The organism is Anaeromyxobacter sp. K, from assembly GCF_000020805.1.
GTDB lineage: Bacteria > Myxococcota > Myxococcia > Myxococcales > Anaeromyxobacteraceae > Anaeromyxobacter > Anaeromyxobacter dehalogenans.
On the sequence record NC_011145.1, the window covers coordinates 1,226,979 to 1,244,256 of the forward strand.

The window sequence follows — 17,278 nt, forward strand, 5'->3', positions numbered from 1 at the left end:
CGATGACAACCGGCGCGGCTACCCGCTGGCCATCCGTAGCTTCCACCACAGCAGCGGTCCCAGCAGCGCGACCATCGCGAGCACGGCGATGGCGATGCGGAGGAGAGAGAATCGCGCGGGCGATATGCGGTTGCCGCAGTCCGAGATGCGCTCAGCCATCACCTCGAGCAGGAGGGTCAGCGGAGGTGCCAGGAAGAGGAACGCGACCCACCCGCCCCAGGTTCGGGGCAGGTCGGCAAAGCCGTAGAGCAGCGCCGAGACGAGCCCGGCCACCCACACGCCGAGGACGGCGAGCACGAGCTCCAGGCGCGAGCGCCATCTCGAGCGCCGGACCAGCACTGTTCGTGGACGGTATACGAGCGAGCGAACGGCGTCACTGCTTCTCGAAGGCGACCGCGCGCCGATGCGACCTGGCAGGGGCGGCGTGGAGCGCTGCGAGGCGGCTGTCGACGAGATCCATCAGGGCCTTGGCTGCGTAACCCGCGGGCATCACGCCGCGCGCCGATGCCGAGAGCTGGAACGCGCCTTCGATGGCAGCGAGCACGATCGCGGCGAGCTGTCGGGCCTCGCCGTCCTTGAGCGCATGGCCGGCGTGCTCGCCGAGGAGTCGCTCGAGGAGGACGAGCTGCGCACGGATCGCGGCCTCATGGGCGGCTCTCACCTCCGGCTGCCTCACCGCCTCCGCCCCGACGACCACCCAGCCCGCGACCGCCGGAGGGCTGGCGCCCTTTCCGGTTGCCAGCCGTGAATCGATGAATGCGCGCAAACGGTCACGAGGCGTCTTCGCGCGCCGCGCCAGGGCCTCGAACCGCCGCTCGGCCACGCGCGCGAGCTCGCGGACCGCCTCCAGCAGGATCTCCTGCTTGCTCGTGAAGTGATAGTGGACCAGGCCAGGCGCCAGCCCGGCCCTTCGCGCGATGGCCTGGACGGAGGCGCCATCGTAGCCCCGCTCGGCCATGACGGCGAGCAGCGCCTCGACGATCTGCCGGCGCCGCAGCTGGGTGTTCGAAGGGCGGGGCACGCGTTCACCCGAGGCCCGGTTGAGGGTTGGTCACGTGACCAACTTACACCTTGACCGCATCGGCGTGCGAGCCTCAAGATGAGTTGGTCGAACGACCAACCTTGGGGGTCACGTGATGCCTCGGCCGCCATCGCGACGCGCGCCCACGACGGCGCTCTACGCCTTCTCGGCCGACCCCATCACGTACGGCCACATCGACGTGGTGGAACGCGTCAGCCGGACGTTCGACCGCGTCATCGTCGGCATCGGTCGCAATCCCGCCAAGAAGTACCTGTTCTCGGAGGACGCCCGCGTCGCCCTCGCGCGCCAGACGCTGGGCCACCTCTCCAACGTGACGGTGCTCGCCTTCCGCGGGATGGTCGTGGACGTCGCCCTCGAGCAGGGCGCGTGCGTGATCGTGAAGGGGGTGCGCAACGCAGCCGACTTCGACTACGAGCAGGTCCATCACCTCGTCGGCGTGAGCCAGCGCGTGGGCATCGATACGCACGTTCTGTTCGCGAGGCCGTCGCTGGCGCACGTCAGCTCCAGCGTGGCGAAGGCCATCCAGGCGGAGCACGGCTTCATCCACGACTACGTGCCGCCCGCCGTGAAGGCCGCGCTGGAGGAGGTGCTCTCGGGGCAGCTCATCGTCGGCGTGACGGGTGAGCCCGGCGCGGGCAAGTCGCTGCTGTGCGAGCAGCTCGTCGCGGCGGGCCGGCGTGAGGGGCTCGCAGTCCACGACGTCGATCTCGACGGCATCGCGCACGCCGTGCTCTCGGGCGAGGACACCCCGCTGTGCGCAGAGACGCGGGCGGCGCTCATCGACCGCTTCGGGCGCCAGGTCGAGGGCTCCGGGGGCGTCGACCGCCGGCGGCTCGCGGCGTGCGCCTTCGGCGACCCGGGCGCGGTGCGCGACCTGAACCGCATCATGATGCCAGCCGTGATGGTCGGGCTCCGGAAGGCGCTCTATGGGCTGCGCGGGCTGGTCCTGCTGAACTCCGCGCTCCTCGCCGAGGAGGGGCTGCTCCCGCTGTGCAACAACCGCGTGATCCTCGTCGGCGTGCATCCGGACGACCGTGGGGCGCGCCTGGCGGCCCGAGGGTGGGATGCCGCCGAGGTGCGCGCGCGGCTCGCCGCGCAGTGGCGCGCGGAGGACAAGGCGAGGGCGGTGGAGGAGGCGATCGCGCGGACGCGCTTCGGGCGGCTATGGCACTGGGATGGGTCCGCGGAGCCGGCACTGGAGCGTGCCTCGACGTTGCTCGGCGCGATCCTGGCCGAGACGCACGCGACCCTGGAGCGCGCCCCGCATGCTGCCTGACGAGCTCGCGCAGCGCTGGGCGTCGCTCCTGCGAGCCTGCGGCGTCGCGGCAGAGGCGGCTGCGCCGCACCTCGACGCGCTCGTGTCGGCGTACCGCGAGCCGCACCGCGCCTATCACGACCTCGAGCACCTGGCGCACGTCTTCGCCGAGCTGGACGGGGTGCCGCTCTGGAACCCAGCCGTCGAGTGGGCGACCTGGTACCACGACGCGGTCTACCGACCGCGGAAGCGCGACAACGAGCGCCGCAGCGCGGCCCTGGCGCGCGCGACGCTCGAGCAGCTCGGACTCGAGAACCTCGCGCCTCGCGTCGTGCAGCTCATCGAGGCCACGGCGACGCACCACGCGCGCAGCGATGACACGGCCGCGCGGTCGTTCCTCGATGCCGACATGGCGATCCTCGGCGCGGACCCCGCGGCGTACCGACGCTACGTCCTCGGCATCCGCCGGGAGCACCGCGGCATCCCTGACTTCATGTACGCGCGGGGTCGCCGTCACTTCCTGCGCGACGTGCTCGCGAGGCCGTCGATCTTCGCGTCAGACCACTTCCGAACACGCTACGAGCGACGGGCCCGCGAGAACCTGCAGAGCGAGCTGGCGCAGCTCGATGGACAGGAGTAACCACACCGATTTCGCGCAACCGGCAGGCCAGCGAGCGCGGGGCCGGGAGGCAGTAGCCCGGCCCGCGCATCCGGTGGCGGGCCAGGGGCTGCTCCGATCGTCACGGGCTCGCGCCACCCGGTGGGAAGCGGGCCGGGCGGCGGCTCGCGAGGCTCCCTTCGCCGTTTCCGACAGGGCGGGTATACTCGCAGTTCAGGAGGTGGCAATGGGTTGGTGGATGCCTTCGCAGCCGAATCCTGTGCCGCTGTACGGGAGTGTTCCCGAAGCGTTCATGGGGAAAGCACGCGCACACCGTACCAAGCTGCTCATTGCTGCCGGTGCGTTACTGGCATGGTACGTCGTCGTTCGCCTCGCGCCCGATCTGATGTCTGAGCTGGTCACTCTGAGCGCCCTGGTGATCATCGGCGTGCTCTACACGGTGGCCTTCTTCTCCGCGGGCTTATTCGCTTGGGGGCCCGGGGCCACGGTGGGAGCCTGGCTCCTTTCTGGGCTCCTCGGCAAGGCGCTGCCTGGGCTCAGCGTGCTCCTCGCAGGCGTGCTCGTATACCGGCTCACCGAGATCGCAAACGGCAAGCGCGAGCCTCGCGACAGGCTCACGCGGCCGACCTAGCTTCGCCAAGCCGCCACAGGGTTGCGGCCGGGCCTCCGCTGCAGGCAGCCGGGGAGTCGGTGGCGCGCAAGATCGTCTGCCGGGTTCGTGGGCTCGCAGCACAAGCGGAACTCGCGCGGCACTGGTGCCGGAGTCAGCCGGCAACCCTTGGCATCTCGGACGCGCCGCGGACGACGGTCCGTTGTACGGATGCTGCGTAGCGAAGGGTCCCCACGAGCGTCACGTGGGATCGCTGGTGATCCGAGGTTGACGCTCCGGTCAGGCGCACGTCGTCACGCCATTGGTGGAGCCTTGGAAATGCGCGCCCTACGTGCACGGGCACCAAGCTACTGATTCGTGGTGCACTTTGCTCCGGCACCGAGTCCACGTCGAGTCCGGCAACGGCGCCAGCGACCGAGGCCGGCCTGCCATGGTGGGCTATCTGGTGCAGCGGCCCAAATTGCACCAGAGTCCGTCTTCGCACACGCCGTTGTTATTCCAGCAAACTGCGCCGGCTTTCAGGCGAGGCGCTTCTGTCGAGCGGTTCTGGGACCCGAGCTCTTGAAGCACCTCGGCCGTGATATTGGAAGTGGATGCCTTCAAGATGTTGAGACGCATGTCCTGGAAGGCAATCTCGTTGCCATCTGCCAGGTCATACTGAACGTCCTGTGTGAAGGCGGGTCTGGCGTACAGGTTCGCAGTACCTCCGTCGGAGAGCCGGTCGCCAGCGAACTCGCGATATGAAAAGCGGACAATAGTTCCGGCCTTTCCGGAATAGATCAGCTGCTTTGCCTCGCGAGACACGAAGAGATCGCCCTCCTTCGTCCCGTGCTCGACGCTGATGAGCGGAGCCCCGACTGTCGCGGTGACAGGAGATCCCGGAGTGTAGTTCTTCGTGGAATAGCGGGTTAACGGGGAGCACGCCAGGCACGCTACACACGCGGTGAGAAATGAGAGGCCACGGACTTTCATGTCAGTTCCCAAGACGCCGATGGGTGGGAAAGCCTGCGATGACTCCGCGTTTGCGACCGCGAGTGGGCAGGGCGCGGTCGCGTTACCGCTCAAAGTAGCATAGCAGACAGAGAGCGTGCGTCGCAGGCCGAATCTGCCGAATATTCGGAACGAGCAGATCGACTGTCGTGACGTTCCGTGACGACGGGACCAGATTGTGTCGCAGGCGAGTTCGGAGACGCAATGGTCGTCGGGAACTGGCGTCGGAGTCAGCCGGTGGCTGGCGGACACGGCGGTCTGCCTCGCTGCCGATCCGAACCAGATCGACACGGCCGAGCTGGTTCTACTCGAGGAGAACGTGAGCGGGCCGGTCGTCGACGAGGAACGCGACTTCCGGGTCGATTCGAATGAAGTGGAAGGCCCGCCACATCTTCGGGGCCAAATTCCTCGACTGGCGCCGCGTCGTGAAGATGCCGGTGACCTAGTCCGGAGTTTCGCCCGGACCCGACAACGGGCGGGCTCGCTATTTCGTTCGGCGGCGAGCCCTGTCCCTGAAACCGCGCCGCGCCCCGCAGTGAAGTGCCGGGACGGCGTATTCCCCTCGCTTTCCGCGTGGGTAACGGGGGCGCGCGGGCTCGCCCTCCCGAAGCCATGCTATTTGACTTGTAGTGCGCTGCGCCATAGCATCCGCGCGCATGGAACTCCAAGACGTGAAGAGCCTTGAGGCGGTCCTGAAGGCGCTAGATGGTCTCGAGGCGCCCATGCAGGAGCGCATTCTACGTTGGGCTGGGGAGAGTCTCGGCCTCGCGATGTCGAGCAAGACAACGCCGAAGTCTGGGACGCCGGTAACCGAGGCGACCGACGGGAAGACGGCACTCGAAGGCTTCGAGACAGCCGCCGATGCTCTTGCCGCGGCTCATACCCAGACGCAGGCCGATCGCGTGCTTGTTGTTGCCGCCTTCCTGACAAAGAAGAACGGCAAGACGGAGCTGACGTCACAGGAGATCAACACGGAATTGAAGAACCAAGGGCACGGCATCGGGAGCATCAACAAGGTCATCGACACATTGAAGGACCAGACGCCGCAACTGATGATTCAGACCAAGAAGAGCGGCAAGACGCAGCAAGCGCGGAAGAACTACAAGGTGACCGGACAGGGCTTCGAGAAGGTGCAGAAGATGCTAAATGGACCGCCGGAGAACGGTGAGGGCTAGCCGTGACTCTGGGCGAGTTTGCGCAACGGCTTAGCAGAAAGACGCCTGCGCTAACCTCGACGCAATTCGCGCTTGGTCTTCTGTGGTGGAGAGAGCGAAACGCAATCCTTCCAGATGACGGATCCGCATCTGCCGGCGAACTAGCCCGCGAGATGCAGCGGCTCGGCCTTGGCGCGCCGAACTCGACTAGACTCGGCAAGGGCCTCGCGAACTCGAGGCTCACGCTCCGGACGAACGGGAGCTTTCGCCTTAAGGCCGGCGCTGCTCCGAAGGTCGAAGCGGTGCTCGCTGGGGTGTTGGATCCCACTGCCCCGCCTGTTCCTTCAGACGGCGAGTACCTAGCTGAGGACGTGTGGCGGTCCACGCGTGGCTACATAGTGTCCATATGCCGCCAGCTTAACGGCTGCTATCACTCAACGTACTACGATGCCGCAGCCGTGCTTGTTCGTCGCGTCGTTGAGACGCTGCTCATAGAAGCGTACGAGAAACTCGGCCGCGAGACCGAGATCCAGTCAAGCGAGCGAACGTACTTCATGCTCGGCGACATCATTACGCATGCCGTTGGGCCTTCGGGTCTGACCACGCTTGGGCGCGACGGCAAGAAAGCGTTACGAAACATCAAGGAACTCGGGGACAGGTCGGCGCACAACCGGCGGTTTCTAGCGCGGCGACGCGATCTTGACGAGCTTCGCTCTCCGCTGCGGCTTTTGTTGGATGAACTGATCGAACTCGCACAACTGCGGGGCGATCGGGCAAAGTAGGGTGCGGCGCCGCGAGCGGGGAGGCCCGGCCCGGCGCGGAGCGGGGCGCCGAGGGCCTCCTGGCGTTCCGCGCGGTCGCGCACCCGGCGGGCGCCCGGGATGGCGCACTTCTTCGGCTACGTGCGGTGCGGGGGTGCCCGGGGGAGGGGCCGCCCTGCGGCTCCGAGGCCGAATCATGGGACAAGGCCGCTGGGTTGGGGCTGCGGGGCGCCCGACTCCCGCCCGTGCAGCGGGAGATGGGGCCGCGTTCAGGGGCCACTATGGCATCCAGCCGGCATCCAGAGCCCCTCAAGCGCACCAAATCGAAGGCCCCGTCCATCGCCAAGAGTGCGAAAGGACGGGGCCTTCAGAGAGTCGGGGCGACTGGATTTGAACCAGCGACCACTTGCACCCCAAGCAAGTGCGCTACCAGGCTGCGCTACGCCCCGGGAACTGCGGGGACGGTCTAGGTAGCACCGCGAAACCCTTGGGTCAACCGGGATCCGGCGGGACCGACGGGCCCTGCCTCCCCCGGTGGCGGGCGGGGTCGCGGGGTCACTTCACCAGGGCGGACACCTGCTTGAACTCGGGGGTGCCGGCCTGGTGGAGGAGGTCGAACAGCGCGGTCTCCGCCGTGGTGACGATCGCGCCGGCCTCGCGGCACAGCTCGAGGCCGACCCGGCGGTGCTCCTCGGTGCGGCTCGACACGGCGTCGGCGCAGACGTGCACCTCGTAGCCCATCGCCACGAGGTCGCGGGCGGTCTGGAAGACGCAGACGTGCGTCTCCATCCCGGTGATCACCACCTGCCGGCGGCCGGTCGCCTCGAGCGCGGCGGCGAATGCGGGGTCGGCGCCGCAGGAGAAGTGCACCTTCGCGAGCGCGGGGGAGGGGAGCAGGCGGGCGAGCTCGGGGACGGTCGCGCCGAGGCCCCTGGGATACTGCTCGGTCGCGAGCACGGGCACCCCGAGCACCTTCGCCCCCTCCACCAGCGCGGTCGCGTACTTCACCACCCGCGCCAGCGTCTCGGCGGGCATGGCGGGCGCGAGCCGCTCCTGCACGTCCACGAGCAGCACGGCGGCGGTGCGGCGGTCGAGCTTCACGGTTCGTGACATGGCGGCGGCCTCCTCGGGTGGCGGGTGCGTCGGCGGAAGGGCCGAGACGACGACGCCCCGCGCACCATGCGGCACGCGGGGCGCGGGACCGGCGTCGCCGGCGGCGGCTACTTGCGGAACCGCGACAGCTCGGCGGTCAGCTCGGCGAGCGACGGGAACGTCTTGTCGGGGTGGATCGTGGCCAGCTTCCCGTAGTTCTGCTCCTCGGTCTCGGTCCGGTTCGGATCCGGGACGCAGCAGTCCACGGGGCACACCGCGGCGCACGCCTCCTCGCCGTGGAACCCGACGCACTCGGTGCAGAGGTCGGGGTTGATGACGTAGATGTCGTCGCCCTGGCTGATGGCGCTGTTCGGGCACTCCGGCTCGCACGCGCCGCAGTTGATGCATTCCTCGGTGATGAAGGTGGCCATGGGACTCTCCTCGGCGTTCCGCCGCTGGCGTGTTCGAAGACGCTCGATGCTACCGCCCGCGAGCGGATTCCGCCTAGGGCCAATCGCCTCGGCGTGCGTCCCTGGCGGGCGGGAACGAAAAGAGCAGCGCCGCGGGGACGCTGCTCCTCGTCAACACGCCTGTGCCGCGGATGCTTCCGCGGCGGCCGCGGCTACTTCACGCAGCAGTCGACCGGGCAGACGCCCGCGCACGCCGGCGAGTCGTGCTGGCCCTGGCACTCGGTGCACTTGGCCGCGTCGATGACGTAGATGTCGTCACCCTGGCTGATGGCGGTGTTCGGGCACTCGGGCTCGCACGCGCCGCAGTTGATGCACTCCTCGGTAATCTTCAGGGCCATGGTCTTTCTCTTCCTCTCACGAGCGCCCGGCGGGCGGGTGGACGGGGACGCTTATCCGATCCCGGACGGGGTCGAGTCAAGCCCAGGCAGCGGATTTTCTTGGGGAAAAATCGGACCGTTCCGGTCGACTTGGCCGCGGGATCAGGACCGGTCCGGTCCGTGATCCCCGCCGGCGGCGCGCACGTGGCGGCGATCCTCCTCGACCTCCGCGGAGATGCGGCCCATCACCGACAGTGCAGCCCCGAGCAGCCCGGCGGCGCCGGTGGCGAGCAGGCCGAGCAGCCGGTCGCGCCGGGCGGCGGCCATGTCGAGCGCCACGGCCCTGCGCCGGTCGAGCGCGATGCGCTGCCGCTCCGCGTGCTCGCCCTGGAGCGTCTGGACGAACGATCGCCCGGCCTCGCGCGCCTCCGCGTCGGCGCCCTGCAGCGCGCGCTCCAGCGCCGCCATCCGCCAGGTCGCGTGCAGGGCGACGCCGAGGCCGGCCAGGGCCACCGGGACGCAGAGCAGGAGGATCTTGATCCGGGACATTGTCGGCTTGACTGCCCTGCGCGAGCCGCAGGATACCGGGCGCAGGAACCCCCGGCAAACGGACCTCGCCCCACACATGGCCAAGCCCTACGACCCGAAGGACTTCTACTACCGCAAGGCCAAGAAGCAGGGCCTGCGCGCCCGCTCGGCCTTCAAGATCGAGGAGATCCTCCACCGCCACCGCCTGCTCGGGCGGGGCGACGCGGTGCTCGACCTGGGCGCCGCGCCGGGCGGGTTCCTGCAGATCCTGGCCGACGCGGTGGGCGAGAAGGGCGTCGCCGTCGGCGTCGATCTCGAGCCCATCCGCAACCTGGGCAAGCGGTGGGTCCGGACCGCGGTCGTGGACCTGCTCGCGCCGGACGCGCTCGACAAGATCCGCCTGCTGCACGAGGGCCGCTTCCGCCTGGTCACGAGCGACATGGCGCCGAAGACCATCGGCATCAAGGTGACCGACGAGGCGCGCTCGCTCGAGCTGGTGCGGATGGCGCTGTCGGTCGCGGAGCAGGTGCTCGTGCCGGGCGGCGCGTTCGTCGCGAAGGTGTTCATGGGCGGCGACTTCCCGGCGCTGAAGCGCGAGCTGCAGGGGCGCTTCGCGGCCATGCACGTGATCCGGCCGGAGGCGGTGCGCGAGTCGAGCTACGAGGTCTACGTGCTCGGCACGGGCTTCCGCGGGGGCGCGGCGGTCGGGCTGGCGGCGGTGAGGGCGGACGCTCCGAAGGCTCCGGAGCAGCGCGCCGCTCCGGAGCCGGCAGTGCCGCAGCCTGCAGTGCCGGAGAAGGGCGCCGCGCCGGAGCACGCCGTGGCGCCGCAGCCGCGGGCTGCCCCGCAGCAGCCGGCCACGCCGGAGCACGCTGCGGCGCCGGCGAAGACCGCGCCGCCGGTGAAGACCGCGCCGCGGAAGAAGCCTGCCGCTGCGAAGAAGGCGACCGCTGCGAAGAAGCCCCCTGCGAGGAAGCCCGCGCCGAAGAAGCCCGCGGCCTCGAAGCCCGCCGCGAGGAAGCCCACGCCGAGGAAGCCGGCCAGGCGAGGCTGACGGCGCGGTTCCGCGTCCAAATCTCGGCCGGGATCCGCTAGTCTGCCCGGCGCCATGCAGAACCTCCTCGAAGCCCTCGTCTCGCGCAGCCTCGTCCACGATCAGACCCCCGGCCTCCAGGCCCGCCTCGCCCAGGGCCCCATCACCGGCTACGTCGGCTTCGATCCCACCGCCGACTCGCTGCACGTGGGCCACCTTCTGGCGGTCATGTCGCTCGCCTGGCTGCAGCGCTGCGGCGGCACGCCCATCATCGTGGTGGGCGGCGGCACGGGCATGGTCGGGGATCCGAGCGGCAAGCGCTCGGAGCGCCCGGTGCTCTCGGTGGAGGAGATCGACCGGAACGTCGCCGCGATCCGCGCGCAGCTCGAGCGGTTCGTGTCGTTCGAGGGCCAGAACGCGGCGCGGGTGCGCAACAACGCCGACTGGCTCCGCGCCATCGGCCTGATGGAGTTCCTCCGCGACGTCGGCAAGCACTTCACCGTCAACTACATGCTGGCGAAGGACTCGGTGAAGGGCCGCATGGAGAGCGGCATCTCGTTCACCGAGTTCTCGTACCAGCTCATCCAGGCCTACGACTTCTGGCACCTGTTCCGCTCGGAGAAGTGCGAGCTGCAGATGGGCGGCAGCGACCAGTGGGGCAACATCACCGCCGGCGCCGAGCTGGTCTCGCGCAAGGACGGCGCGAGCGTCCACGGGCTCACCTTCCCGCTGCTCACCACCGCCTCGGGCACGAAGTTCGGCAAGACCGAGGGCGGCGCGGTGTGGCTCGATCCGGCGCGGACCTCGCCGTACAAGTTCTTCCAGTTCTGGCTCAACACCGACGACCGCGACGTGGAGCGGCTGCTGAAGTTCTTCACGTTTCTGTCGGTGGAGGACATCGCCGCGCTGCTCGCCGAGCAGGCGCGCGATCCCGGGAAGCGCCCGGCGCAGCGCCGGCTCGCGGAGGACGTCACCGCACGCGTGCACGGGCCGGACGTGACCCGCAGCGTCATCGAGGCGAGCCGGATCCTGTTCGGCGGCACCGACCTGCGCGCGGCGAGCGCGGACGTGCTCGACGTGCTCGCCGGCGAGATCCCGTCCGCGGCGGTGACCGGGGACGAGCTCGCGGCGCTCACGATCGCGGACCTGCTCGTGAAGGTCGGCCTGGCCGCGTCGAAGGGCGAGGTCCGCCGGGGCGTGGCGGGGCGCGGCTTCTCGCTGAACGGCGCGGTGCTGGAGTCCGGCGACGCGAAGGTGGCCGCGGGCGACCTGCTCGCCGGCGGCTACGCGCTCCTGCAGAAGGGGAAGCGGAACTACGCGCTCGTGAAGGTGCGGTAGCGGGCGCGCCGCCCGGCCGCGGTCACTCCTCGAGCTTCTCCTGCACGCGCGCGATCGACCGCGCCCGGCCGGTCGCGTCGTCGAGGTCCACGATGGCGCCCTGCAGGTAGACCTCGCGCCGCGCCGGCTCGAAGCCGACGGGGCGCTGCGTGAGGAAGCGCTCCAGCACCAGCTCCTTCTTCACGCCGATGACCGAGTCCCACGGCCCGCACATGCCGACGTCGGTGACGAAGGCGGTGCCGCCGGGGAGCACGCGCGCGTCGGCGGTCTGCACGTGGGTGTGCGTGCCGAGCACCGCCGAGACCTTGCCGTCGAGGAACCAGCCCATGGCGTTCTTCTCGCTGGTCGCCTCGCAGTGCACGTCCACCAGGATGCAGGTGACGCCCTCGGCCCGGAGCGCCTCGACCTCGGCGAGCGCCGTGCGGAACGGGTCGTCGAGCGTCTTCATGAAGACCCGCCCCTCGACGTTCACCACGCCGAGCCGCCGGCCGTCCGGGGTGGACGCGATGCCGCGGCCGCGGCCGGGCGAGCCGGGCGGGTAGTTCGCGGGGCGGAGCAGCCGCGAGCCGGGCGCCTCGAGGTAGGAGACGATCTCGCGCTTCGACCAGATGTGGTTTCCGCTGGTGAGCAGGTCCACCTCGGCCGCGAGCAGCTCGTCGGCGGAGTCGGGGGTCACGCCCGCGCCGCCCGCCGAGTTCTCGGCGTTCGCCACCACGAGGTCGATCGCCTCGCGCACGATGAGGCGGGGAACGAGCCGCTGGATCGCCTGGCGGCCGGGCTTGCCGAACACGTCTCCGAGGAACAGGACTTTCAAGGTCGGGGATCCCTCGCGCGCGGAGCGCGCCCAGTCAACCGCATTCTCGCTCGAACCGGAGGGTCCTCGCCTCGGTGACCAGGGCGTCGAGCACCGCGTCGTGCGGCTCGCGCGGGAGCGCGTCCACCACCTGCACCTCGAACGCCACCCCCACGCGCGCGGCGCGCGGCATGGCCGCGAGCGTGGCGTCGTAGTACCCGCCGCCGCGGCCGAGGCGCAGGCCGTCCGGCGAGAACGCCACGCCCGGCAGCACCACGCAGTCCACCTCGTCCGGCTCGACGGGCGGGGCGGACTCCGGGGGCTCGAGCGCGCCGAGCGGCCCGCGCACCAGGTCGAGCGGCATGCAGAGCGCGAAGGCGAGGCGGCGATCGCCGGCCCGGACCTTCGGGAACACCGCGCGTCCACCGCCGGCGCGCACGCGCGCCGCGAGCTCGAGCACGTCCACCTCGCCGCCGAGCGGCGCGTAGAGCGCGAGCGTGCGGGCGCCCGCGACGAGGTCGAGCGCCTCGAGCCCCGCGAGGACGCGGCGGGAGCGCTCGGCGCGCTCGTCCTGGTCGATGCGGGCCCGCGCGCCGATGAGGGACCTGCGCAGCGCGCGCTTGCGGTCGGAGGGGATGGCGGGATCGCTCACCGCGCCGTCTGTGCCCCGAGGCTGGACAAAAAAAAGCCCCCCGCGTGGGCCGTGTGGCCCGGTTGTTTGAACCTGTATTTCTACAGGTGGGGCACCCGGTACGCCAGCATCCGTAGGCTTCTCCCTCGCTTCAGGGAGCTTGCTCATGGACGTGGGCGGGCGCTCCGCTTTGGACAAAGTCGGCCCAAACGACGCAAGGCCAATCACGAACCCGGCAGGGGGTACAGCGCAAGCGCGCGGTCAAAGAGCAGTAACCCCGCGTAACCACGCGGTGTTTTACGGGATGATCCTAGGCTCGGAGGCCTGGCCTGTCAAGCCATGCCGAGGGCCACGCCGGGGCGCCCTCTGCGGTCAGAGCGGCCTGATCTCGCGGCGGTCCAGTGGCACGCGGGAGGGCGCGCGCATTCGCCACGGAGCCGCCCCGTTCACGAAGGGTGCGGGCCGACAGCCGGGGCCCGCCTCCCGGCCCGGGTCCCGTGCGCGCGGGCGCCCCGCCGTGGCGCGCGTGCTGTAGAACAGCGGCCCGATGGCGACCGCGCTCGACCGCTTCCGCATCCAGGGGCTCATCGGCCGCGGCGGCATGGCCGAGGTCTTCCGGGCGGTCGCGCTCGACGGGCCGCTCGCGGGCCAGACGGTGGCCCTGAAGCGGCTCCGGCCCGATCTCGCCCGCGACCCCGGCTTCGTGGCGCTGTTCGAGAACGAGGCGGCCGTCACGCGGCGGCTCCGGCACCCGGGGATCGTCGAGGTGCTCGAGACGGGCGTGGCGGAGGGCGCGCCGTTCATCGTGATGGAGTACGTGGACGGCCGGAACCTGAAGGAGATCCTGGCCCGCTGCGGGCAGCGCGGGATCCTGCTGCCGGTGGACTTCGCGGCGTACGCGGCCCACGCGCTGGCGGAGGCGCTCGCGCACGCGCACGCCGGGGTGGACGCCGCCGGGGCGCCGCTCGGCATCGTGCACTGCGACGTCTCGCCGTCGAACGTGTTCGTCTCCCGGCTCGGCGAGATCAAGCTGGGGGACTTCGGCGTGGCGCTCACGCCCGGCGCCGCGGGCGCGCCGGGGCCGGGCGCGCTCGGCAAGGTGCAGTACCTCTCGCCCGAGCAGCTGCGCGGCGAGCGCCCCACGCCGGCCTCCGACCTGTTCGCGCTCGGCGCGGTGCTGTTCGAGCTGCTGACCGATCGGCCCGCGTTCCCGGGACGCGACGTGAACGAGGTGGGCCGGCGCATCCTGGCCGGCGAGGCGCGCGCGCCCTCGGCGCTGCGGCGCGAGCTCCCGCCGGCGCTGGACGCGCTCGTGCTCCGCTGCCTCTCTCGCGATCCGGCGCAGCGGCCGGCCAGCGCGGCCGCGGCAGCCGACGAGATCGCGGCGCTGTACGACCCGGCGGTGGGCACGCCGCTCGCGATCGCCGCGGTGGTGCGGGGGCTGTTCGGGGCCGCCTAGCGGCCGCTACGCCGGGCCCGCGATGGCGCCGCGCACCCGCGCCACGAGCGGCGGCACGATCCGGAGCGCCGCGTCCACGTCCTCGGCGGTGGTGGTCCAGCCGAGCGAGAGGCGCAGCGTCGCGCGCGCGTCCGCGTCGGAGAGGCCGAGCGCGAGCAGCACGCCCGACGGCCGGGTCGAGCCGGAGTGGCAGGCGGACCCGGCGCTCGCGCACACGCCCTCGAGGTCCATGGCCATGAGCAGCGCCTCGGCGTCGCAGCCCTCGAACGTGATGGAGAGCGTGCCGGGCAGGCGAGGGGCGCCGGCGCCGTTCACGCGGGCGCGCGGCACCGCGGCGAGGAGCCCGGCCTCGAGCCGGTCGCGCAGCCGCGCCAGGCGCGGGCCCTCCTCCGCCACGGCGGCGACGGCCGCCTCCAGCGCGGTGGCCAGGCCGGCGATGCCGGGCAGGTTCTCGGTGCCGGCGCGGCGGCCGCGCTCCTGCTCGCCGCCCAGCACCGGCGCGAGCCGCAGGCCGGGCGCGACCCACAGCACGCCGGCCCCGCGCGGGCCGCCGAACTTCTGCCCGGTGAGGGCCACCAGGTCCGCGCCCAGCCCGCGCACGTCGAGCGGGATCTTCCCGGCCGCCTGCACGGCGTCGCAGAAGAACGGCGCGCCCGCGTCGCGCGCCGCCGCGGCGAGCTCGGGCACGGGCAGCACCACCCCGGTCTCGTTGTTCGCGCGCATGGCGCAGGCGAGCGCGACGTCGGGCCCGAGCGCGGCCCGGAACGCCTCCGGGTCCACCTGGCCGCGGCGGTCCACCGGGACCACCGTGAGCGGCGTGCCGGCCCGCTCGAGCGCGCGCGCGAGCGAGAGGACGCAGGGGTGCTCCACCGCGGTGACCACCAGCCGCCGCCGCCCGGCGGGCGCGGCCCCGAGCACGCCGCGGATCGCGAGCGCGGCCGACTCGGTGGCGCCGGAGGTGAACACGATCTCGGCGGGGGCCGCCCCCACGGCGCGGGCCACCCGGTCCCGGGCGCCGTCGAGCAGGTCGCGCGCGGCGCGGCCGGCCGCGTGGACCGAGCTGGGGTTGCCGAACACCTCCAGCGCGTCGCGCACGGCGGCCCTGGCCTCGGGCCGCATGGGCGTGATGGCGTTGTGGTCGAGGTAGATCACCGGCGCGCTCCGGCCGGCCCGCAGTGCAGGGCTAGACGAGCTTCTTCGGCTTGCGGGCGCGCACGCCGAACGCGTCGAGGAAGTCCTTCACGACCTCCTCGCGCAGCTTGCGGTTCGCCGCGGCGCCGAGCCCCTTCACCGGCAGCCGCGCGCCGGCCATGGTGCCGTGGCCGCCGGCGGAGCCGCCGCGGGCCTCGATGACCTCGCGGATGAGCCGGCCGGCGTTCATGCGCCGGTCGGTGGTGCGGACCGAGAAGAACAGCGCGTCCTCGTACTGTGCGAACGCGAGCGACCACTTCATGTCCTCGAGGTACATGAAGCGCTCGGCGATCTCCGCGACCATGTCCGGCGTGTAGATGGTGCCGAGGTCGCAGATCACCACCTCGCCGTAGACCTGCGCCCGCTCGATGGCGGTGTGGTAGAGGCGGAAGTAGTCCTCGGGCAGCAGCGGGTGCTCGATGGCGCCGAGCGCGTCCTTGTCCGTCATCGGGAACAGCCACAGGTACGCGTCCACGTCGGTGGGCGTGGTCTGCCGCCCCAGGTCGCGGGTGTCGGCCTTGATCCCGTAGAACAGCGCGGTGGCGAGGCCGGCGGGCACCTTCAGGCCGCTCGCGCGGAAGTACTCCGCGAGCACGGTGGAGGTGGCGCCGATGGGGCCGCCCACGTCGGCGATGGGCGCGAGGTGCGAGTCGGGCCGCTCCGGGTGGTGGTCGATGACGACGTCGGGGAAGTGCCGGGCCGGGAGCGAGTGGTTCCCCTGCTCCGGCTGCGTGTCGACCATGCAGATGAGGTCGTAGTCGTCGAAGACCACGCGGGCGATGGGGACCACCGGCAGCTTCAGGACCTTGATGAGCGCGCGGTTCTCGGCGCGCCCCACGATGCCGCCGTAGGCGACGATCGCCTCCACGCCGGCGAGCTTCTCGAGCAGGTACGCGAGCGCGACGCCCGCGGCGATGGAGTCGGGATCCGGGTTGTCGTGCGTGAGGATGAGCGCGCGCTCGTGCGAGCGGGCGTACTGGATCAGGCGATCGAGCTTGGCGCGGGGCGACTCACCGCCGCGGGGATAGAGCGTCATCCGGGCGGCGCGGACCTCCGGGCGGGTCCGCGGCTTCTGCGGCTCGTCGGGCGGCTGGCGCATGGGAACGTGGACCTTCATCGGCGTACGAGGCCGCGGAGGACCTCGATGTTCTCCTTGAATCGCGACTCGGTCTCCACGAACCCCGGGATCTCCGCGAAGCGGGGGTCGTTCACCAGGCGGCGGAAGGGGTCCAGCCCCATCGCGCCCTGGCCGATGTGCTCGTGCCGGTCCACCCGGCACCCGAGCGGCTTCTTCGAGTCGTTGAGGTGGAACGCGCGCACGTTCGAGAGCCCGACCACGCGGTCGAGCTCCTGGAAGGTGCGGTGGTATCCCTCCTCGGTGGTGAGATCGTAGCCCGCCGCGAACAGGTGGCAGGTGTCCACGCACACGCCGGTGCGGCGGCGGGCCGCGCCGGGGATCGCCTGGCGGATGGCGGCGATCTCCTCGAACCGCCAGCCCAGGCTGGAGCCCTGGCCGGCGGTGGTCTCCACGAGGAGCTTCGCCTTGCCGGGGACCTTCTCGATGGCCCGCTGCATCCCCTCGGCCACCAGCTCGAGGCCCTCGGCCGCGTTCTCGTGGCTCCCGGGGTGGAAGATCAGCCCGGGGATGCCGAGCCGCTCGCAGCGGTCCAGCTCGTCCGCGAGCGCGTCCCAGCTCTTCTTCCGCAGGTCGCGGTCGGCCGCGGCGCTGTTGATGAGGTAGGAGGAGTGGGCCGCCACAGGCTTGCGGGTGCGGCGGGCCTCGCCCTGGAAGCGCTTCACCTCGTCGGGCTCGAGCGGCTTCGCCGCCCAGCCGCGGGCGTTGCGGGTGAAGATCTGCAGGCAGTCGGCGCCGTCGGCCTCGGCGCGCGCGAACGCGGTCGAGACCCCACCGGCGATGCCTTCGTGTGCTCCCAGGAGCATAGGGGGGCGTAGCTATACAATAGCCGGCCCCCGCCCCGCCATGCTCGGTCGGCC

At 71.3% G+C, this 17,278-nt stretch carries 19 protein-coding genes, 1 tRNA gene, 1 other RNA gene and 1 pseudogene; 8 read left to right on the forward strand and 14 right to left on the reverse strand.

All coding sequences use genetic code 11. The annotated features are described in order from the left end of the window. Nucleotides 1-18: 18 nt before the first annotated feature. A complete protein-coding gene (locus ANAEK_RS05415; RefSeq protein ID WP_012525147.1) occupies nt 19-297 on the reverse strand; it encodes a hypothetical protein in 279 nt (92 codons plus the stop codon). Nucleotides 298-373: 76 nt separating this feature from the next. Next, nucleotides 374-1,021, reverse strand: coding sequence for a TetR family transcriptional regulator (locus ANAEK_RS05420; RefSeq protein WP_012525148.1), 648 nt, complete (start codon nt 1,019-1,021; stop codon nt 374-376). Between the two features lie 115 nt (nt 1,022-1,136). Here ANAEK_RS05420 and coaD point away from each other — a divergent pair, with 115 nt between their 5' ends. The 3 genes from coaD (at nt 1,137) to ANAEK_RS05435 (ending at nt 3,547) form a co-directional block, all read left to right on the forward strand. Further along, nucleotides 1,137-2,318, forward strand: coding sequence for a pantetheine-phosphate adenylyltransferase (coaD, locus tag ANAEK_RS22600; RefSeq protein WP_012525149.1), 1,182 nt, complete (start codon nt 1,137-1,139; stop codon nt 2,316-2,318). Further along, the gene (locus ANAEK_RS05430) at nt 2,308-2,937 is read left to right on the forward strand and encodes a hypothetical protein (RefSeq protein WP_012525150.1); all 630 of its coding nucleotides are present in this window, start codon (nt 2,308-2,310) and stop codon (nt 2,935-2,937) included. The genes coaD and ANAEK_RS05430 overlap by 11 nt, the downstream gene beginning before the upstream one ends. A 205-nt stretch (nt 2,938-3,142) precedes the next feature. Further along, nucleotides 3,143-3,547, forward strand: a complete 405-nt coding sequence (locus ANAEK_RS05435; protein WP_012525151.1) for a hypothetical protein — start codon at nt 3,143-3,145, stop codon at nt 3,545-3,547. A 417-nt stretch (nt 3,548-3,964) separates the two neighbouring features. Here ANAEK_RS05435 and ANAEK_RS22970 read toward each other — a convergent pair whose 3' ends face one another. Beyond that, complete coding sequence (locus tag ANAEK_RS22970) at nt 3,965-4,807, reverse strand: hypothetical protein (protein ID WP_157376678.1); 843 nt, start codon at nt 4,805-4,807, stop codon at nt 3,965-3,967. Nucleotides 4,808-5,172: 365 nt separating this feature from the next. Here ANAEK_RS22970 and ANAEK_RS05440 point away from each other — a divergent pair, with 365 nt between their 5' ends. Both ANAEK_RS05440 and ANAEK_RS05445 read left to right on the forward strand, forming a co-directional pair. Beyond that, nucleotides 5,173-5,691: a hypothetical protein gene (locus ANAEK_RS05440; RefSeq protein ID WP_012525152.1), complete on the forward strand. Its 519-nt coding sequence runs from the start codon at nt 5,173-5,175 to the stop codon at nt 5,689-5,691. 2 nt (nt 5,692-5,693) lie between these two features. Continuing rightward, nucleotides 5,694-6,452: a hypothetical protein gene (locus ANAEK_RS05445; protein ID WP_012525153.1), complete on the forward strand. Its 759-nt coding sequence runs from the start codon at nt 5,694-5,696 to the stop codon at nt 6,450-6,452. Between the two features lie 354 nt (nt 6,453-6,806). Here the strand turns inward: ANAEK_RS05445 and ANAEK_RS05450 are convergent. From ANAEK_RS05450 to ANAEK_RS05470, 5 genes are all read right to left on the reverse strand, one after another. Continuing rightward, nucleotides 6,807-6,880, reverse strand: a tRNA-Pro gene (locus tag ANAEK_RS05450). A 106-nt stretch (nt 6,881-6,986) separates the two neighbouring features. Continuing rightward, nucleotides 6,987-7,544: a hydrolase gene (locus tag ANAEK_RS05455; RefSeq protein ID WP_012525154.1), complete on the reverse strand. Its 558-nt coding sequence runs from the start codon at nt 7,542-7,544 to the stop codon at nt 6,987-6,989. 107 nt (nt 7,545-7,651) lie between these two features. Beyond that, complete coding sequence (locus ANAEK_RS05460) at nt 7,652-7,954, reverse strand: YfhL family 4Fe-4S dicluster ferredoxin (protein WP_012525155.1); 303 nt, start codon at nt 7,952-7,954, stop codon at nt 7,652-7,654. A gap of 191 nt (nt 7,955-8,145) precedes the next feature. Continuing rightward, complete coding sequence (locus ANAEK_RS05465; protein ID WP_012525156.1) at nt 8,146-8,331, reverse strand: YfhL family 4Fe-4S dicluster ferredoxin; 186 nt, start codon at nt 8,329-8,331, stop codon at nt 8,146-8,148. Between the two features lie 141 nt (nt 8,332-8,472). After that, the gene (locus ANAEK_RS05470) at nt 8,473-8,859 is read right to left on the reverse strand and encodes a hypothetical protein (protein ID WP_012525157.1); all 387 of its coding nucleotides are present in this window, start codon (nt 8,857-8,859) and stop codon (nt 8,473-8,475) included. Nucleotides 8,860-8,935: 76 nt separating this feature from the next. On the opposite strand from ANAEK_RS05470, the pseudogene ANAEK_RS05475 reads away from it, so the two are divergent. Both ANAEK_RS05475 and tyrS read left to right on the forward strand, forming a co-directional pair. After that, nucleotides 8,936-9,586: pseudogene (locus ANAEK_RS05475) on the forward strand (SAM-dependent methyltransferase); the annotation flags it as partial. Nucleotides 9,587-9,946: 360 nt separating this feature from the next. After that, the gene (gene tyrS, locus ANAEK_RS05480) at nt 9,947-11,209 is read left to right on the forward strand and encodes a tyrosine--tRNA ligase (protein WP_012525159.1); all 1,263 of its coding nucleotides are present in this window, start codon (nt 9,947-9,949) and stop codon (nt 11,207-11,209) included. A 22-nt stretch (nt 11,210-11,231) separates the two neighbouring features. Here the strand turns inward: tyrS and ANAEK_RS05485 are convergent, their stop codons facing one another. From ANAEK_RS05485 to ssrS, 3 genes are all read right to left on the reverse strand, one after another. Beyond that, nucleotides 11,232-12,023 (reverse strand): TIGR00282 family metallophosphoesterase, encoded by a 792-nt coding sequence (locus tag ANAEK_RS05485; protein WP_012525160.1) that lies wholly within the window; start codon nt 12,021-12,023, stop codon nt 11,232-11,234. 34 nt (nt 12,024-12,057) lie between these two features. After that, the gene (locus ANAEK_RS05490) at nt 12,058-12,654 is read right to left on the reverse strand and encodes a 5-formyltetrahydrofolate cyclo-ligase (protein ID WP_012525161.1); all 597 of its coding nucleotides are present in this window, start codon (nt 12,652-12,654) and stop codon (nt 12,058-12,060) included. Nucleotides 12,655-12,687: 33 nt separating this feature from the next. Then, nucleotides 12,688-12,878, reverse strand: a non-coding RNA gene (gene ssrS / locus ANAEK_RS22735) — 6S RNA. Between the two features lie 302 nt (nt 12,879-13,180). On the opposite strand from ssrS, the gene ANAEK_RS05495 reads away from it, so the two are divergent. Continuing rightward, nucleotides 13,181-14,092 carry a serine/threonine-protein kinase gene (locus tag ANAEK_RS05495; RefSeq protein WP_012525162.1) on the forward strand — a complete coding sequence of 304 codons (912 nt, stop codon included), beginning with the start codon at nt 13,181-13,183 and terminating at the stop codon, nt 14,090-14,092. A gap of 6 nt (nt 14,093-14,098) precedes the next feature. Here the strand turns inward: ANAEK_RS05495 and ANAEK_RS05500 are convergent, their stop codons facing one another. Genes ANAEK_RS05500 through ANAEK_RS05510 form a run of 3 tightly spaced genes read right to left on the reverse strand, consistent with a single transcriptional unit; the run spans nt 14,099 to nt 17,224 of the window. After that, a complete protein-coding gene (locus tag ANAEK_RS05500) occupies nt 14,099-15,244 on the reverse strand; it encodes a cysteine desulfurase family protein (RefSeq protein WP_012525163.1) in 1,146 nt (381 codons plus the stop codon). A 31-nt stretch (nt 15,245-15,275) separates the two neighbouring features. Beyond that, complete coding sequence (locus ANAEK_RS05505) at nt 15,276-16,400, reverse strand: bifunctional oligoribonuclease/PAP phosphatase NrnA (protein ID WP_012525164.1); 1,125 nt, start codon at nt 16,398-16,400, stop codon at nt 15,276-15,278. Further along, nucleotides 16,397-17,224 (reverse strand): deoxyribonuclease IV, encoded by an 828-nt coding sequence (locus ANAEK_RS05510; RefSeq protein WP_012525165.1) that lies wholly within the window; start codon nt 17,222-17,224, stop codon nt 16,397-16,399. The genes ANAEK_RS05505 and ANAEK_RS05510 overlap by 4 nt, the downstream gene beginning before the upstream one ends. Between the last annotated feature and the right edge of the window lie 54 nt (nt 17,225-17,278).

Excerpts from the sequence above, each read along its gene's own strand:
- coaD (WP_012525149.1), top strand. The coding sequence starts at position 1,137 with ATGCCTCGGCCGCCATCGCGACGCGCGCCCACGACGGCGCTCTACGCC.
- ANAEK_RS05430 (WP_012525150.1), top strand. The coding sequence starts at position 2,308 with ATGCTGCCTGACGAGCTCGCGCAGCGCTGGGCGTCGCTCCTGCGAGCC.
- ANAEK_RS05435 (WP_012525151.1), top strand. The coding sequence starts at position 3,143 with ATGGGTTGGTGGATGCCTTCGCAGCCGAATCCTGTGCCGCTGTACGGG.
- ANAEK_RS05440 (WP_012525152.1), top strand. The coding sequence starts at position 5,173 with ATGGAACTCCAAGACGTGAAGAGCCTTGAGGCGGTCCTGAAGGCGCTA.
- ANAEK_RS05455 (WP_012525154.1), bottom strand. The coding sequence starts at position 7,544 with ATGTCACGAACCGTGAAGCTCGACCGCCGCACCGCCGCCGTGCTGCTC.
- ANAEK_RS05460 (WP_012525155.1), bottom strand. The coding sequence starts at position 7,954 with ATGGCCACCTTCATCACCGAGGAATGCATCAACTGCGGCGCGTGCGAG.
- ANAEK_RS05465 (WP_012525156.1), bottom strand. The coding sequence starts at position 8,331 with ATGGCCCTGAAGATTACCGAGGAGTGCATCAACTGCGGCGCGTGCGAG.
- ANAEK_RS05470 (WP_012525157.1), bottom strand. The coding sequence starts at position 8,859 with ATGTCCCGGATCAAGATCCTCCTGCTCTGCGTCCCGGTGGCCCTGGCC.
- tyrS (WP_012525159.1), top strand. The coding sequence starts at position 9,947 with ATGCAGAACCTCCTCGAAGCCCTCGTCTCGCGCAGCCTCGTCCACGAT.
- ANAEK_RS05495 (WP_012525162.1), top strand. The coding sequence starts at position 13,181 with ATGGCGACCGCGCTCGACCGCTTCCGCATCCAGGGGCTCATCGGCCGC.
- ANAEK_RS05505 (WP_012525164.1), bottom strand. The coding sequence starts at position 16,400 with ATGAAGGTCCACGTTCCCATGCGCCAGCCGCCCGACGAGCCGCAGAAG.
- ANAEK_RS05510 (WP_012525165.1), bottom strand. The coding sequence starts at position 17,224 with ATGCTCCTGGGAGCACACGAAGGCATCGCCGGTGGGGTCTCGACCGCG.